We start from the raw sequence: 15,162 nt of genomic DNA, 5'->3' as shown, positions 1-15,162 counted from the left end.
CCACGGAAGCGGCGCCTTGGCTTCAGTTGCCGAGGCCCTCGAACCAGTCGAGCACGATCCCGGCCCAGCCCTTCGGGAGACGATGCCCGCCACCGTGCAGCACAAGCTCGAGGCTGCCGGTGTCGCAGCCCCAACGCTTGCGCCAGAAATCGCTGGTCACCTCATGGCTCGCGGGATTGCTCGGGCAGCCATTCTCGCTCCGCCAGAGTTTCAGCCCCTGCCAGATATCGGCCTGGGTGAAGCTGCCGAATTCCGGGTTCTCGATCCTGCGCCCCTCGAGCGGCACCACCTTGTCGGCGAACCCGTGAATGTGGAGCATGTTCACCGGCCCGGCGCAGTCCCCGGTCGCCGGCAGCCAGAAGCCGCCGGCGATCGGCGCGTATCCGCGGACAAGGCTCGGGGTCAGGCAAGCGACCTCCCACACCATCGACCCGCCTCGGGAGAACCCGGTCAGCAGCACCCGGTCCGGGTCCAGCGTCGCACGGGCCACGGCATCCGCCAGCACGTCGCGGATGAAGCGGACATCGTTGCGCGGATAGGTCAGCCATCCGTCGCGAAGTGCCCAGTCGGCCGGCTTGCCGTCGCGCCATGGCAGGGCGGTCGGTGCAATCACCGCGTAGCCTCGCCCCGTGAACCGCTTCACCAGGTCGGTGTTGCGGATGACCTTGGCGCCGGTGCCGCCATAGCCATGCAGAAAGATGACGGCCGGCCCGCCCTGCCATCCGTCGGGCACGGCGATGTGATACTCGCCGGAGGCGATCCTGCAGGGCCGGGTGTCCCCGCCGCAGTCGAGCGCCCGCGCGGCACCGGCGGACAGGAGCACGGCCCCGAGAAGAACGAGCCTGCGGAGTAACGCGCATTGCCCCGGTAGCGATCTCGGCGCGCGGCGAGCCATCAATTCGGCAGGCTGCTGAAGCTCCACCGGTGCACCCGCCGGATACCATCGCCGCCCCTGCGCCAGACCCGCAGGTTCTTGTCGAACTCACGATGCATTTCGCCCGATTTCGTCGTCCTGCTGACCTCGTCCCAGAACACTTCGATTGCCGTATCGTCAGGAACGATCTCCAGGTTCTCAATGGTCGAGGTCTCGTCGCTGAACCCGGCCTGCAGGAACGCGCGAAACATGCGCGCCGCGTCGCCCGAATTGAAGTCCTCATCGCGCTTCTCGCCAGCAGCGGCAATTTCGGACACCGTATCGGCGGTCGCAGGCGCCCCCATTGCCGCGACAAGAATCAGGTGGACAATCAGGATTTTCATTCCGCTTGCTCCACGCGTATTCAGTGGAACACCCTACCATTCCCTGGACAGGGATACCAATTCGATCCGCCAGAAGCAGGGTTCCAGATCGCGATCCAGGCTTGTTAGATCGATTGGCGGGTCATCCATGCGCTGATCTGGTCTAAACGGTCTGCCGGGTGAGGAGGTGGGGCTCTTCCTGCGCGCAATCGGCATCGCAAGGGCGCGCACAGGATCGGACTCGCAAACCCTGCCGGCAATTTCCGCCGGTGCCTCTGCCTCGAAACCGCACCCGCCCCGTAGCGTGAAGTGCCAGAGGGCAGACGGGCCGCCAGCGTTGAGGACATCGCACACCAAACCCGGACAAGGCCCGGAACATCTCATCCGTGACCGTCTGCGCCCGGTCGACAAAAATCCCCGGGTCTCCACCGCTCGTGGCCGTGCCGTCGCCCTGCCGGTTCCGGCGACCAGGCTCAAAGGCCCCCTCTCCCGCAGCCAGCGCTCCAGACTGGCCGGTACGGCTACAGCTGCTCGTGCGGGATGTGGCAACGGATGGAGTGGCCGCCCTTGCCCCGGCGCCATGGCGGCATGTCGGTGTCGCATTGTGGGCCCAGCTTGCGCGGACATCGGCGCTGGAACGGGCAGCCGCGCGCCGGCGGCGATCGCTCGGGGATATCGGCCGCGGTGAGCCTTGGCGCGGTATCCGGGTCCGGTTCGAGGACCGCACCGAGAAGAACCTCGGTATAGGGATGCGAAGGTGCCGCATAGACCGCGGCGGCCGGCCCGATCTCGCACAGACGGCCCTGGTAGAGGACCGCCACCCGGTCCGAGAGCGCGCGCACCACGGCAAGGTCGTGACTGACGAAGACATAGGCCGTGTTCCGGCTTCGGCGGAGCTGGTCGAGCAGATCCAGCACCGCCGCCTGGACGGAGACGTCGAGCGCGGACGTCACCTCGTCGCAGAGCACGAGATCGGGTTCTGCAGCGAAGGCGCGGGCCACCGCGACCCGCTGTTTCTCGCCGCCCGAAAGCTGGCTCGGCAGGCGATCCATGTAATGGGCGCCAAGACGGACGCTTTCCAGAAGCGCCTCGGTGCGCTGCCGCAGCGCTTCGCCGGAGAGTCCGAAATAGAGCCTGAGCGGCTGGGCCAGGATCTCGGCGATGGTCTGGCGGGGATTGAGGCTTTCGTCCGGGTTCTGGAAGATCAGCTGCACGCGGCGCAGCTGGTCCGGGCGGCGATCGTCGACCAGCGGCGGCAGCGCACCATCGCCGGCCAGCTCGATCCGCCCGCCCGCCGGCGGGAGCAGTCCCGCGACCGCCTTCAGGATGGTCGACTTGCCCGAACCGCTTTCTCCGACGAGGCCGAGCGTCTCGCCCTTCGCAAGCGCGATCGTGATCCCGTCGACGGTGGGCGTCGCCGTCGGTCTGCGGCCGAAGAGCTGGTCGAGGATACCCGGCCGGGCATAGCTGATCGAGAGATCGCCGAGCGAAAGGATGGCGTCGCTCTCGGCGATCACGCGCCGCCCGGTTTCGGCGGGAGCGCGGGCAGGCAGGCTGCCCACGCGATCGGCGTGATGGCAGCGCACGCGGGCGCCCGAGGGCAGTGTCGCGAGTTCGGGCCGCGCCGTCCGGCAGCCCTCGCCGGCGATCGCGCAGCGCTGGACGAAGGCGCAGCCAGCACCCGCCTGCCCCGGAGCCGGCGGACGACCGTCGAGCGCCAGGGGCAGCCGGGCGTCGGCCAGCTTGGGGATCGAGGCGAGCAGCCCACGCGCATAGGGATGGCGCGGATTGCGCAGTACCTCGCGCGTGGTGCCCTCGAGCACGGCCTCGCCGGCATACATCACGACGACCCGGTCGCAGACCCGCGCGATGGCCCCGAGGTCATGGCTGACATAGACCATCGCCATGCCGGTCTCGGCGGCGAGATCGCGCAGAAGCTCGAGAACATGCGCCTGCGTCGTGACATCGAGACCGGTCGTGGGTTCGTCGAGAAGCAGCGCTTCGGGTTCGCCTGCGAGCGCCATCGCGATGGCGGCGCGCTGCTGCTGGCCTCCCGACAGTTCGTGCGGATAGCGCCCTGCGATTGCCGAAGGATCGGGCAGGCGCACCTGTTCCAGAAGCTCGACCACGCGCACGGCATGTTCGCCCTCGGGCAGTTTCGAGTGGAGCCTCAGTGCCTCGGAAAGCTGCGCGCCGATCCTGAGCGTCGGCGTCAGGGACTGGCCGGAATTCTGCGGGATGAGCGCAAGTCGCCCGCCGCGGATCCCCTCCAGTTCCCTGCGGGTCAGCGCGAACATGTCGAGCCCGGCATAGCGCGCCTCGCCACCGATCACCCTCAGCCCGTGCTTGAGATAGCCCATCATGGCCAGCGCCAGTGTCGACTTGCCGGAGCCGCTTTCGCCGACAAGGCCTAGGCTCTCGCCCGGGCGGACCGCGACGTCGATGTTGCGCAGGACCGGCAAGGTGATGCCCGAGCGCCCGGTGAAACCGATGGAGAGGTCCCGGACCCGAATGAGAGGATCCACTGTCATCGTATCCTTCATCACACAGGAGCCTTCTGCGCGCGGTCGATCCCGAGCGCCTTGGCCAGCGCGTCTGCCGTCAGGTTGATGCCGATGATGAGCGAGGACAGCCCGAGCACCGGCGCCAGCACGCCGGACGGCGCGAAGGACATGTAGCCCCGCGCATCGGCGATCATCAGCCCCCAGTCCGGCGTGGGCGGCGAGACCCCGAAGCCGAGGAACGACAGCGACGAGAATGCGAGCAGCATCCAGGACCAGCGCATCGCGCCCTCGACCAGCAACGCGTCGCGGACATTCGGGAGAAGCTCGCTCCGGATGATCGTCATCTTGCCATGCCCCCGGGCGCGGGCGGCCTGCACGAAGTCGCGGGCCACGACGTCATGGGTGGCGGCGCGGGCGATGCGGATCACCGGGATGCCGTAGAAGAAGGCGAGCGTCGGGATCAGGACCTCGATCCCGGTGCCGAAGGTCACGATCAGCAGCAGCATCTTCAGGATCCACGGCAGCGACAGGAAGGCATCGACAACCCGCATCAGCACGTCGTCGATCTTGCCGCCGACGAGACCGAAGAAGATGCCGACGAACCCGCCCCAGAGCACCGCGATGGGCGTGGCGATGCCGGTGACGAGTATCGCCTCTCGTCCGCCGAGAAGCGTTCGGCTGAACGTATCGCGGCCGAGATGGTCGGTGCCGAACCAGTGCAGCCCGGAGGGGCCCTGAAGGATCAGGTTTGCGTCGACCGCCTTGTAGTCGTAGGGCGCGAGCCACGGCCCGAAGATCGCGAGCATCAGGTGGAAGGTGACGAGTCCGAGGCCGATCGCGCCGGAGGGCCGCGCGGTGATGTCGGCGGTCACGCCGACGAAGCGCGCGGTGAAGGATGGGCGGCGATGGATGCTTGCGACAGCCATCAGCCCTTCCTCATGTGCATCGTGCGCAGGCGCGGATTGGCGATCATGGTCAGGAGGTCGGCAGCGAGGTTCACGCCGACATAGACAGAGGCGATGATCAGCGCGATCGCCTGCGTCACCGGAAGGTCCCGGTCGGAGATCGAGTCGATCATCATGCGCCCGAGGCCGGGATAGTTGAACACGGTCTCGATCACGACGACGCCGCCGAGAAGCCAGGCGATGGTCAGGGCCACGACATTGATCGCGGGCAGGAGCGCGTTCGGCAGGACGTGCCGGAAGACGATCCGCCAGTAGGGCACGCCCTTCAGCGTCGCCATCTGCGCATAGTCCGAGGCCATCGCCTCGATCACCGAAGACCGGACCGTGCGCAGGATGTGAGCGGTCATGACGAATGTCAGGACCATCATCGGCAGAAGGATCTCGGGAAAGAATTCCGCCACCGGTGCATCGGCCGAGGTCAGGACGATGCCGGGGATCCAGCCGAGCCAGACCGAGAAGATCAGAATGAGTATGGTGGCCGAAACGAATTCGGGGATTGTCATCGCCCCGATCGCGATGGTGGAGATTGCGAGGTCCGCCAGCCGGTCGCGCCAGAGCGCGGCGACCACGCCAAGAAGGAGCGCCAGCGGCACGCCGACGAGCATCGAGCAGGAGGCCAGGAGAAGCGTGTTGCGCAGGCGGTAGCCGACAAGCTCCGAGATCGGCTTCTGCCCGTTTGCCGAGACCCCGAGATCGCCGGTCAGGGCACCGGCCGCCCATTCCAGATAGCGCTCGGAGGCCGGGCGCTTCAGCCCCAGCTCCTGCCGGCAGTTTTCCAGCAGCTGGCCCTGTGCCTCGCGCTCGAGGAAGGCGGTGCACGCATCGCCCGGCAGGATCTCGACACCGGCGAAGATGATGAGCGACACCAGAAAAACGGTGATCGCCCCCAGGGCCAGCCGCCGAACGAGCATTCTGAGCATCGGGAACCTCCGCAAGCGACAGGGCCGGAACGCGGCCAAGCGCGCCCCGGCCATCGAGGTTGTCAGGTTGTCATTCGGCGACGGTGATCTTGTACCAGCGGATCGACATGTTCTCGACCGGATCGAGGTTCTGGACCCGCGAGGTCACGCCGATGAGTTTGGTGACGTGGTAGGGGATCAGCGTGCCCGCAGTTTCCTGCAGATGCTCCTGCGCCTTCACGTAGAGTGCCTTGCGCTTGTCGAAGTCCAGCTCGCGCCGGGCATCGGCCAGCATCGCGTCGAAGGCCTCGTCCTTGTAGTAGCTTTCGTTCCACTTGGCCGTCGACAGGTAGATCTCGTGCAGCGCCTGGTCGGCCGGACGCTCGTTCCAGCGCGTCACGACCACGTCCTTCTTCATCCAGACCTCGGACCAGAAGCCATCGCTCGGCACCTGCACGATGTTGACGCGGATGCCCGCCTCGGCCGCCTGTGCCTGATAGGCCTCGGCCATCGCGGGCCAGGTCGGCTCGAGCGTCGCGACATGGATATCCACGTCGATCCCGTCGGCGAACCCGGCCTCGGCGAGCAGCGCCCTGGCGCCCTCGATGTCCTGCGGGCACGACATCTCGGCGCGGTACTGGTCGGTCGGCCCCACCGGCGTGTCGCAGGCGATCGTGCCGTTGCCGCCCTCGACCAGCGCCAGAAGCGCCTCGCGATCGGCGGTCAGGCGTACCGCCTTGCGAACCCGGGGATCGGAGAACGGCTCGACATCCGTACGGAACACGAACCCGCGCCAGTTCCCCGTCGGCACTTCCTGGATGTAGAACCTGTCCGAGGCGTCGAACATCACCCGCTGCTGCGGGGTGATCCCGCTTTCCATGTCGATCTGGCCGCCGAGCAGCGCCTGAAGCCGCGCCTGCCCGTCCGGGATGCCGATGATCTCCATCCGCGCCACGCCCGGCGGGCCTTCGAAGTAGTCCATGTTGGCGACGAGCACGGTCGTGCCCTGCGCATCGAACTTCTCGAGCTTGAAGGGCCCAGTGCCGATCCCGGTCGATGCAATCGTGTCGCCCGAGCCTTCCGGGATCATGCGGAGCCGGTAGTCCATGAGCTGAAGCGGCATGTCGGCGAAGGGCGTGTCGAGCGTCAGCCTCACCGTCATCGGGTCGACCGCCTCGACCTTCGTGATCATCTTCACCGCCGATCGCGCCGGGCTGTCACCCTGCGGGTCGAGCACCCGGTTCAGCGAATAGACGACATCCGCCGCGTCGAAGTCGGAGCCGTCGTGGAACGTCACGCCCTCGCGCAGCATCAGCGTCCACTCGGTCGCGTCCTCGTTCGCTTCCCAGCTTACCGCGAGGTCCGGCGAGGGCTTGCCGTCCATGTCCGGCCGCACCAGCCGGCTCATCAGCTTCTCGGTGATCTGGAACACCCGGCCCTTGGCGATCGGGTCGAGGCTCGACTGGGCGCCCGAGCCGGTTTCATGCGCCTGCCGGAACGTGCCCTTGGGCTCGGCCATCGCGGTGCCTGCCATGGCAAGTGCGGCCACGCAGGCCGAGATCAGTCGTCTTTTCATTCAGTTCTCCTCCCTGATTTCGACCGGCGTTCGTGGCAGACGGCCATCCTGGCAGGCCACCGGTTCGGCCAAACTGGTTGCCAGAAGCCTCCGCACCGCAGGCCATTTCTGACAAGCGACAAAAATCCGGGCGATAGACAAAGAAAACTTCATGCTGAGGCCGTTGCAGGGTTTCGCGAAGCCGCGACGCGGGGTCAGATCGCGCTCTCTGGCCCAAACATTCTGAAATGCTATGATCCACCGGGACGCGGCGGTAGGGAAACCCACATGACTTCAGCGACGATCCGGGCAGTGCTCTTCGGCGGCGGCGGGGTGACACATGGCGCCGACCCGGAGCTCGAGACGTTCCTGATGTCGTGCCTTCGGTCCGTGCCGCGGATCGGCTATATCGGCACCGCGAGCTCCGACGATCCCGAGCGGCTTGCGCGGGTCGTGCACCGTTTCGGCAACCTTGGCGCGGATGTGCGGCACCTGCCGATGCGGGCGACCGCGGCCGAGGCGGCCAACTGGGCGGGCGGTCTTGACGCGATCTATGTCGGCGGCGGGCATACCGAGCGCATGCTGCGAAGCTGGCACGAGACAGGCATCGATGCCGTGCTCTGCGCAGCCGCCCGGGCCGGCGTCGTGGTCAGCGGCGTAAGCGCCGGCGCGGTCTGCTGGTTCGATCAGGCGCTCTGGGACGGAGCGGGAAGCGGATATCGCCCCCTGGACGGGCTGGGCCTGTTCCCTGGCAGTTGCTGCCCGCATTTCACCACGGAGCCGGCAAGGGCGGATGCCTATCGCCGGCACATTGCCGAGGGGAAGATTTCCGCTGGTTTCGCGATCGGCGATGGCGCCGGGCTCGCTCTGGCCGCGAACGGCGCAGCATCGGCGATCGTGGTCCGCCCCGGATCGGGCGTCTGGCGCGCGGAACGGACGGGAAATGGGGCGCAGCTCACTCCCCTGCCACCGGCCTGACTGTCATCGCCGCCGCTTCCGCCTCGATCCAGTCGCAGACGGCCCGGATCTCCGGGGTCTGCCTCGCATTCGGACGGGTCAGGATGTGATATGCCCGTTCCGGATGCAGATCGGTGGCGAAAGGCCGGATCAGGCGACCCGCATCGACATCGGCCTGCATGAACGGGAAGACGCCCAACGCGACCGCCTGACCATCCAGCGCCGCCTGCGCCACGACGTTGCTGTCGGTGACGATCGTCTCTTCCTGGAACTTCAATCCCTGAACCCCGGCTAGCTTCAGCCATGCCTGCCATTCACCGCGATCATGCTGGTGAATGACCGGATAGCGCGCGAGATCGACGGGCGTGTCCAGGCCGCCGAGCCGGCCGATGAGCGCAGGTGCCGCCATCGGCGCATAGACGATGCGGAACAGCAGGCGCGCCTCCATGCCCGTCCAGCTGCCGGTCCCCCAGTCGATCGCGACCGGCGTTGGCATCGTCTCGATACCGGTGATGCGAGGCCCGTGCTGGAGGATCAGCTCGATCTTCGGATTCTGCGCCCGGAACCTGCCGAGCCTCGGGATCAGCCAGCGCGCCCCGAAGATCGGCCCGACGGCGAGCGTGACGGTCTTGGCAGGTGTGTGGATATGGGCGTCGATCTCCTCGCGGATGTCGGAGAAGGCCTTGGCCAGGACACCCGAAAGCGAGCGCCCGGCATCGGTCAGGACAACGGCCCGTGTCTTGCGCACGAAGAGCGGCACGCCCCAGTCGCGTTCAAGCTGGCGGATCTGGTTGGAAACGGTCGTTGCGCTGACGCAGAGCTCGTCGGCGGCATCCTTGAAACTCAGCCGCCGCGCTGCCGCTTCGAAGGTGCGTAGCGCGGTCAGCGGCAGTCGGCGGGTCGGTATGCTCAATGCGGCTCTCCACGATATGACGCAACATTACTTAATCCATGCGGGCCCGAATAGTCATTTGTCGGCTTCCCGGTTCAAGGCAAAGGCTGGCGCTGGTGAGCGACGAAATCGGGAGCCCAGGTGTTGCAAAGCAAGATCGCCGACAGTGACGCCAGAGCCGGAAGGCGGAGACGACGGTCGCGCGACGACGCCCCGGCCGTCCGGGCTTCGACGGCGGTCAGCGGCGGACGATACGCGCCGCTCGACAGCAGCGAACGCGACGCGATCCATGCTGCGGCCCTCGACATTCTGGCAACCGTCGGCATGTCCGATGCGCCGGATCTTGTTGCCGCGAGTGTTCTGGAGGCCGGTGGGCGCCTGGCTGGCGACGGGCGACTGACGTTTCCGCCCGAAATGGTCGAACGGGCCATCGAGGAATTGCCGCGGTCGCTGATGCTGCCCGCGCGCGACCCCGGCCATGACCTGGTCCTGTCCCATAGCCGCGTCTATGTCGGCACCGGCGGCGCCGCACCAATGGTTGTCGATCTCGAGACGGACACCTACCGGCCGTCCACCCTCCGCGACCTCTTCGACGCCTCGCGGCTGGTGGATCGGCTTGAGAACATTCACTTCTTCGCGCGCCCGGTCGTGGCCTGCGATGTCGAGGAGCCCGAGGCTCTGGACATCAACACGGCCTTCGCATCGCTCGCCGGGACCACGAAGCACGTGATCGTCTCGGCTCACGATGCCGCGCATGTCCGTGCCATCGCCCGCATGTGCCACCTGATCGCCGGGTCCGAGGCGGCCTTCCGCGAGCGGCCATTCCTGTCGCTGAACATCAATCATGTGGTGCCGCCGCTGCGGTTTTCCGGAGATGCCTGCGCGGTTCTGGCGGAGGCGGTGCGTCTCGGCATTCCCGCGCATGTCAACACGTTCGGCCAGATGGGCGCGTCTTCCCCGGTAACCATCGCGGGGTGCGTCGCCCAGACCATCGCCGAAACGCTGGCTGGCGTGGTCTTTGCCTGGACGCTCGACCCGGCGGCGAAGGTGACATTCGGGCCGCGGCCGATGGTTACGGACCTGCGCACCGGCGGCATGGCCGGCGGCGCCGGCGAACAGGCGGTTCTGACTGCGGCCGTCGTCCAGATAGCGCAGCACTACGGCCTGCCAAACTCGACCATCGCAGGCGCGACGGACAGCAAGATCGCGGATGCCCAGAGCGGCTATGAGAAATGCCTCTCGGTGAACATCGCGGCGCAGACCGGGGCCAACATGATCACCCAGGCCTGTGGCATGCAGGCAGGGCTCATGGGCTGCTCGTTCGAGAGCTATGTCATCGACAACGAGATGCTGGGCGCGATCCTGCGCACGATGGCACCGATCGAGGTCAACGCGGCCACGCTGTCGGCGGAGGCGATCGGCGAGGTGGTGCGCGGCGCCGGGCATTTCCTCGGCCATGCCGACACCCTGGCGCGAATGCAGAGCGATTTCCTCTACCCGCAGATCGCCGACCGGCGCGCTCCCGAGGAATGGCAGGCGGCGGGCGCGCCGGATATCAGGCAACCTGCCCGGGCGCGCGCCCGGGAGATCCTCGAGACGCATTTCCCGGCGCCGATCCCGCCAGCAACGGAGGCGGCGATCAGGGCCGAGTTCGATATCCGACTCCCAGAAGACGCAATGAGGCCGGCATGAAGATCGCAGTCATTGGCACAGGGGCCATGGGGTCCGTCTACGCGGCGCATTTTGCCGAGGCGGGCCACGAGGTCATCGCCGTCGATCCCTGGCAGGACCATGTCGAGGCGATCAACGGCGCAGGGTTGCGGCTGTCGGGGGTGAGCGGCGACCGCCTGGTGCAGGGCATTCGCGCCACCACGGATGCCTCGGAGACCGAGGGGGCAGAGCTGTTCGTGCTGGCCACCAAGGCGAGCGCTGTCGGCGAGGCGGCCCGGGTGATCCAGCCCTATGCAGGCGATGCGCTGATCCTGACGATTCAGAACGGTCTCGGCGCCGCCGAACGGATCGCCGCGCATGTGGGCACCGACAACGTGCTGCTCGGGGTCGCAGACGGGTTCGGCGCGTCGATGACGGGGCCGGGCCACGCCCATCACAACGCCATGAAGCTGATCCGCGTGGGCGAGATCGCCGGCGGCATGACCGACCGGCTGGAGCGACTGGCAGATATCTGGCGCGGCGCGGGGTTCAACGTGCGCGCCTTCCCCGACATCAACCAGCTGGTCTGGGAAAAATTCATCTGCAACGTCACCTTCTCGGCCCCCTGCGCGGTCTTCGACCGGACCCTGGGCGAGGTGATGGGTGACGCGGCCCTATGGGCCATCGCCGCAGGCTGCGCGCGCGAAGCCCATGATGCCGGGCGATCCGAGGGGATCGCCTTCAGCTTCGACGACCCTGTCGCCTATGCCTTGGCCTTCGGGCAGTCGATGCCCAAGGCGCGGCCCTCGCTGGCACTGGATCACCGGGCGGGCAAGCTCTCGGAAATCGACGCGATCAACGGCATGGTGCCTGTCGTCGCAGCCCGGCACGGGCTGGCGGCCCCCTACAACCAGACGCTCACCGCCGTCATCCGCGCCCGCGAGGCGGATTTCGGAAGACCGGGCTGATGAAGGCGGAAAGCGCCGGACAAGGCATGGCCTGCGGCGAAGCGCCGATGCGGCATCTTGCGGGAAACGGCGCCAGGACCGCCTCTGGCGCGCCCGGTTTCCACCCGCTCGGCCATTGCGCGGGGATGCCAGCCGAGCGAAACGCCGGCGCGGTCTCCCATGTTCAGGCACGCAACGGACAGGGTGCGGGTGTCACGGTCGAGGGCCGGGCGCGGGCGGCAGGCAAGATCGGTGTGGCGGTGGTCATCTCGGGCCGCGGCGCGACCGCGCTTGGTCAGTGCCATTCCCACAACCTGCCGACGCTCCTGATCTCGACTAGGCCAGAGGCGATATCCATTGGCCGAAGCTGGTGTTTACTCCCCGAGATCGCTGAACAGGAGCGCATGACCGTACCGCTCTGCGCCGGTTCGGCAGCGGCACGACGGGTAGCGGATGGTTTCGGACTGCTCGCCCGCGTCCGTTCCATCCTTTCGAGCCAGTGCCCGCGCCCGTGTCACATCTCGCCGCGGCACGGCGTTCAAGTCGGGATCGTGGAAGAGAACCGGGAACCCGTTACCCTGCCACACCGTCATGCTCCATCGCCCAACGAGGCTTACGAGGCGGCGCGGATGCACCGGGCCTCGCTCCGTCCGATGGTCCTGTTCGGCGATGTCAACGTCGGCGCAGTGTCCGGCCTCACCGTAGCGGCCAGGGCGCAGGGCGCACCGCGCACCGGTCTGGCCGGGGACAGCCGCTCGAGGGTTCCCATGCCAAGGCTCGAGACTGTGGCCGAGGCGCGGCTGGCGATGCCCATCGTCATCCCGGAACATGGCAACCCGAACCGGATCCGCGGAGATCTGCGCAATCGGGACACTTTCCGCGTCGGGGTCGAAGGGATCGGACCGGACATCGCCGCACCGGCCGGGGCCTGCCTTCGCCACGGGACCCGAGTGGATGGCGCAACGGGCTTCCGTAGAAGCGTTTCCGCCGGCGTTCGACGTCGCCTGTCCGACCACGGCTATTGTCGAATGGTCGGGCTGACAGTGGCCGCTCCGGCAGGCGCGCGTGGAAATGTCTCAAAGGTGCTGCCGTGACCGGAACGCGATCGAAACTCGAACTCAGGGGCCCGCGCGTCACGATCATGGCCACCGAGGCCGCGGCCCGGGTCGAGGCGATCTTCCGGGCGCTGGGCGCGAGCGCGGACGTGGCGCGCCAGGTTGGCGAACATCTGGCGGACACCAGCCTGTGCGGCATGGAGAGCCATGGCGTGATGCGGGTTCTGCAATATGCCGCCCAGATCCGCGAGGGCGATCTGACCGCCGGGGTCGCGCCGGTCTGCCGCGAGACGGAACTGGGCGCGCATGAGGTCGACGGCGGGGGCGGGATCGGCATTCCGGCGATGCGGCTCGCCTTCGACGAAGGCTGCCGACTAGCCCAGGAGAGGGGGATCGCCGCGATTGCCATCCGCAACTGCGGCCATACCGGGCGCCACGGGGCCTTTGCCGACGATGCGGCGCAAAGCGGCTTCCTGACCTTCCTCATGGGTGGGGGAAATCGCCAGAAGTGGCGGCAGGTCGCTCCGCATGGCGGTGCACGGGCGATGCTGCCGACCAATCCATGGTGCATCGGTGCCCCCGGAGGCGCGCACGGGCCGGTCGTTCTGGACTTCGCCACATCGAAGATCGCCGGGGGCTGGATCTATGCCGCCCGCTCCGCCGGGGCGCTGCTGCCGGAGGGCTGCCTGATCGACCGGGAGGGGCGGCCGACCCGCGACCCCGAGGACTATTTCGACGGCGGCGCCATCCTGCCCTCGGGCGGTCACAAGGGCTTCGCTCTCGCGCTGATGGGCGAGTTGATCGGCGAGGCCCTGCTTGGCCCCGTGTCGGTCGAATGCAACTGGCTCCTGATCGCGATCGACCCGGCGCGCTATCGCTCTGCATCCCGTCTGACCGTCGTCGCCGAAGAGATCCTCGAGGAGCTGCGAACCTGCCCGCCCGCGCCAGGCTTCGACAGGGTGGAAATCCCCGGCGAGCGCGAGCGCGAGCATCGCGCCGCCGCGAAGGGCGCCATCGCGATACCCGAGGCAACATGGGCACAGATCACCGAACTGGCGCGATCGCTCGGGGTCGCCTAGCAAACATGCGAAAGGCTGAGGCATGAAGATCGCGAGTTTCCTCTGGAAGGACGACCCCTGGTACGGCCTGGTCGAGGGCGACAGCCTCCGTCCCGTCGAAGAGGCATTCAAGACCCGGTTTCCGTCGCTGCGGTCGGTGCTCGCAGCCGGGTCCGTTGCGGCGCTCGCCGAGCACTGTCGGAACCAGCCTGCCCTCGGCATTGACACGGTGACGTTCCTGCCGCCGGTGCCGGATCCCGAACGGACCACCTGTGTCGGGATCAACTATCCCAAACGCTACCCGCTGGATGCCAATGTCGGGCGGCCCGAGCACATCATCCTGTTCGCCAAGCTGCCGGGCACGATCCTCGGCCACGGGGCGAGCCTGGAGATTCCGGCGGGTGAGGCCGCCGCCACCTTCGACTACGAAGGCGAGATCGCCGTCATCATCGGCAGGCCCGGCCGCCACATCCCGGCAGACCGGGCGCATGAACACATCGCCGGGTACACCGCCTTCAACGACGGCTCGGTGCGCGGCTGGCAGAAGCATTCCGTCCATGCCGGCAAGAACTTTGCCGGATCCGGCGCGTGCGGCCCGTGGATGGTGACCGCTGACGAGATCGGCGCGCCCGAAGCAATGACCGTGACGACGCGTCTGAACGGCCAGATCGTGCAGCATGCGCCGGCGACCGAAATGTTCTTCTCGATCACCAAGGTCATTGCCTATGTCTCGCACCTCGCCCCGATCGCGCCCGGCGATGTCATCGCGATGGGGTCGCCGGAAGGTTCGGGTGGCAGCCGCGTACCGCCACGGTTCCTGATGAACGGCGACATGTTGGAGATCGAGGTTTCCGGCGTTGGAACACTTGCGAACCGCATAGGCACCGGCAATGCCGGCACAGCAACCGATAAATATGCGTATTCCGGGCCATCCGGTTGCTCGTTCTGACGACATCCGGTCCGGCGTTCCGGGGTATCCGGTCACTCTGAGCGCGCGCGTCTGAGCGTGTTTTCCTGTTCCCGTCGGAGGCGGTTGCCGGCAAGCGCGGCGGGAGCCATGCGCGGCGTTGCGTGCGCTCCATCACGCTGACGCGGCGCCGCGCATGGCGGGGAGTTTGGAGTGGTCCTTCGATCTCCTCCTGGTTGCCGGCATCGCGGGTCTTGCGCAGCGACGGGCCGTCGAGCGGGAGCCGGTGGGCGTTGTGGATGAGGCGGTCGAGGATGGCGTCGGCGAAGGTTGGCTCGTCGATGACGGCATGCCAGGCGCCGACGGGGAGCTGGCTGGTGATGCGCGTGGAGCCGGCCTGATAGCGATCTTCGGCGATCTCCATGAGGTCCCGGCGCTGCGGCGCGGTCAGTCGGTCGGGGCCCCGGTCGTCCAGGATGAGCAGGTCAGCCTTTGCAAGCTGCCTGAACAGCCTCGGGAAGCGGCCATCGCCGTGGC

The 15,162-nt window shown here is 67.5% G+C and carries 13 protein-coding genes and 1 pseudogene; 6 read left to right on the top strand and 8 right to left on the bottom strand.

What is annotated here, in order from left to right:
- Positions 1 to 22: 22 nt before the first annotated feature.
- From QSJ97_RS21495 to QSJ97_RS21470, 6 genes are all read right to left on the bottom strand, one after another.
- Complete coding sequence (locus QSJ97_RS21495) at positions 23 to 922, bottom strand: CE1 family esterase (RefSeq protein ID WP_285674364.1); 900 nt, start codon at positions 920 to 922, stop codon at positions 23 to 25.
- Positions 895 to 1,257: a hypothetical protein gene (locus QSJ97_RS21490; RefSeq protein WP_285674362.1), complete on the bottom strand. Its 363-nt coding sequence runs from the start codon at positions 1,255 to 1,257 to the stop codon at positions 895 to 897. The genes QSJ97_RS21495 and QSJ97_RS21490 overlap by 28 nt, the downstream gene beginning before the upstream one ends.
- 500 nt (positions 1,258 to 1,757) lie before the next feature.
- Entirely contained in the window at positions 1,758 to 3,779 is a 2,022-nt protein-coding gene (locus tag QSJ97_RS21485; protein ID WP_285674361.1) for a dipeptide ABC transporter ATP-binding protein, read from the bottom strand.
- The gene (locus tag QSJ97_RS21480; protein WP_285674359.1) at positions 3,779 to 4,666 is read right to left on the bottom strand and encodes an ABC transporter permease; all 888 of its coding nucleotides are present in this window, start codon (positions 4,664 to 4,666) and stop codon (positions 3,779 to 3,781) included. Before QSJ97_RS21480 ends, QSJ97_RS21485 begins: the two co-directional genes overlap by 1 nt.
- The gene (locus QSJ97_RS21475) at positions 4,666 to 5,625 is read right to left on the bottom strand and encodes an ABC transporter permease (protein WP_285674358.1); all 960 of its coding nucleotides are present in this window, start codon (positions 5,623 to 5,625) and stop codon (positions 4,666 to 4,668) included. The genes QSJ97_RS21480 and QSJ97_RS21475 overlap by 1 nt, the downstream gene beginning before the upstream one ends.
- 70 nt (positions 5,626 to 5,695) lie before the next feature.
- Complete coding sequence (locus QSJ97_RS21470; protein WP_285674356.1) at positions 5,696 to 7,180, bottom strand: ABC transporter substrate-binding protein; 1,485 nt, start codon at positions 7,178 to 7,180, stop codon at positions 5,696 to 5,698.
- Between the two features lie 267 nt (positions 7,181 to 7,447).
- On the opposite strand from QSJ97_RS21470, the gene QSJ97_RS21465 reads away from it, so the two are divergent.
- Positions 7,448 to 8,137: a Type 1 glutamine amidotransferase-like domain-containing protein gene (locus tag QSJ97_RS21465; RefSeq protein WP_285674354.1), complete on the top strand. Its 690-nt coding sequence runs from the start codon at positions 7,448 to 7,450 to the stop codon at positions 8,135 to 8,137.
- Here the strand turns inward: QSJ97_RS21465 and QSJ97_RS21460 are convergent.
- On the bottom strand, positions 8,115 to 9,029 hold the full coding sequence (locus tag QSJ97_RS21460; protein WP_285674352.1) for a LysR substrate-binding domain-containing protein: 915 nt from the start codon (positions 9,027 to 9,029) through the stop codon (positions 8,115 to 8,117). The two genes, QSJ97_RS21465 and QSJ97_RS21460, sit on opposite strands and share 23 nt — an antisense overlap.
- A gap of 123 nt (positions 9,030 to 9,152) precedes the next feature.
- Between QSJ97_RS21460 and QSJ97_RS21455 the strand changes: the two genes are divergently transcribed.
- From QSJ97_RS21455 to QSJ97_RS21435, 5 genes are read left to right on the top strand one after another with little or no spacing between them, the layout of a single operon-like run.
- Positions 9,153 to 10,700, top strand: coding sequence for a trimethylamine methyltransferase family protein (locus tag QSJ97_RS21455; RefSeq protein WP_285674349.1), 1,548 nt, complete (start codon positions 9,153 to 9,155; stop codon positions 10,698 to 10,700).
- Positions 10,697 to 11,626, top strand: coding sequence for a ketopantoate reductase family protein (locus tag QSJ97_RS21450; protein ID WP_285674347.1), 930 nt, complete (start codon positions 10,697 to 10,699; stop codon positions 11,624 to 11,626). Before QSJ97_RS21455 ends, QSJ97_RS21450 begins: the two co-directional genes overlap by 4 nt.
- Positions 11,626 to 12,699, top strand: a complete 1,074-nt coding sequence (locus QSJ97_RS21445) for a thiamine pyrophosphate-binding protein (protein WP_285674345.1) — start codon at positions 11,626 to 11,628, stop codon at positions 12,697 to 12,699. The genes QSJ97_RS21450 and QSJ97_RS21445 overlap by 1 nt, the downstream gene beginning before the upstream one ends.
- On the top strand, positions 12,696 to 13,739 hold the full coding sequence (locus QSJ97_RS21440) for an Ldh family oxidoreductase (protein ID WP_285674343.1): 1,044 nt from the start codon (positions 12,696 to 12,698) through the stop codon (positions 13,737 to 13,739). The genes QSJ97_RS21445 and QSJ97_RS21440 overlap by 4 nt, the downstream gene beginning before the upstream one ends.
- Before the next feature lie 22 nt (positions 13,740 to 13,761).
- The gene (locus tag QSJ97_RS21435) at positions 13,762 to 14,667 is read left to right on the top strand and encodes a fumarylacetoacetate hydrolase family protein (protein WP_285674342.1); all 906 of its coding nucleotides are present in this window, start codon (positions 13,762 to 13,764) and stop codon (positions 14,665 to 14,667) included.
- A gap of 208 nt (positions 14,668 to 14,875) precedes the next feature.
- Here QSJ97_RS21435 and QSJ97_RS25195 read toward each other — a convergent pair.
- A pseudogene (locus QSJ97_RS25195) lies at positions 14,876 to 15,162 on the bottom strand (ATP-binding protein); the annotation flags it as partial.

Source organism: Paralimibaculum aggregatum (assembly GCF_030270585.1).
Classification (GTDB): Bacteria; Pseudomonadota; Alphaproteobacteria; order Rhodobacterales; family Rhodobacteraceae; genus Thermohalobaculum; species Thermohalobaculum aggregatum.
The sequence above is the reverse complement of the archived record's forward strand: the minus strand, read 5'-3'. Positions and strand labels throughout refer to the sequence as shown.

Coding starts and splice junctions, on each gene's coding strand:
- QSJ97_RS21490 (WP_285674362.1), bottom strand. CDS start 1,257: ATGAAAATCCTGATTGTCCACCTGATTCTTGTCGCGGCAATGGGGGCG.
- QSJ97_RS21485 (WP_285674361.1), bottom strand. CDS start 3,779: ATGAAGGATACGATGACAGTGGATCCTCTCATTCGGGTCCGGGACCTC.
- QSJ97_RS21480 (WP_285674359.1), bottom strand. CDS start 4,666: ATGGCTGTCGCAAGCATCCATCGCCGCCCATCCTTCACCGCGCGCTTC.
- QSJ97_RS21475 (WP_285674358.1), bottom strand. CDS start 5,625: ATGCTCAGAATGCTCGTTCGGCGGCTGGCCCTGGGGGCGATCACCGTT.
- QSJ97_RS21470 (WP_285674356.1), bottom strand. CDS start 7,180: ATGAAAAGACGACTGATCTCGGCCTGCGTGGCCGCACTTGCCATGGCA.
- QSJ97_RS21465 (WP_285674354.1), top strand. CDS start 7,448: ATGACTTCAGCGACGATCCGGGCAGTGCTCTTCGGCGGCGGCGGGGTG.
- QSJ97_RS21450 (WP_285674347.1), top strand. CDS start 10,697: ATGAAGATCGCAGTCATTGGCACAGGGGCCATGGGGTCCGTCTACGCG.
- QSJ97_RS21445 (WP_285674345.1), top strand. CDS start 11,626: ATGAAGGCGGAAAGCGCCGGACAAGGCATGGCCTGCGGCGAAGCGCCG.
- QSJ97_RS21435 (WP_285674342.1), top strand. CDS start 13,762: ATGAAGATCGCGAGTTTCCTCTGGAAGGACGACCCCTGGTACGGCCTG.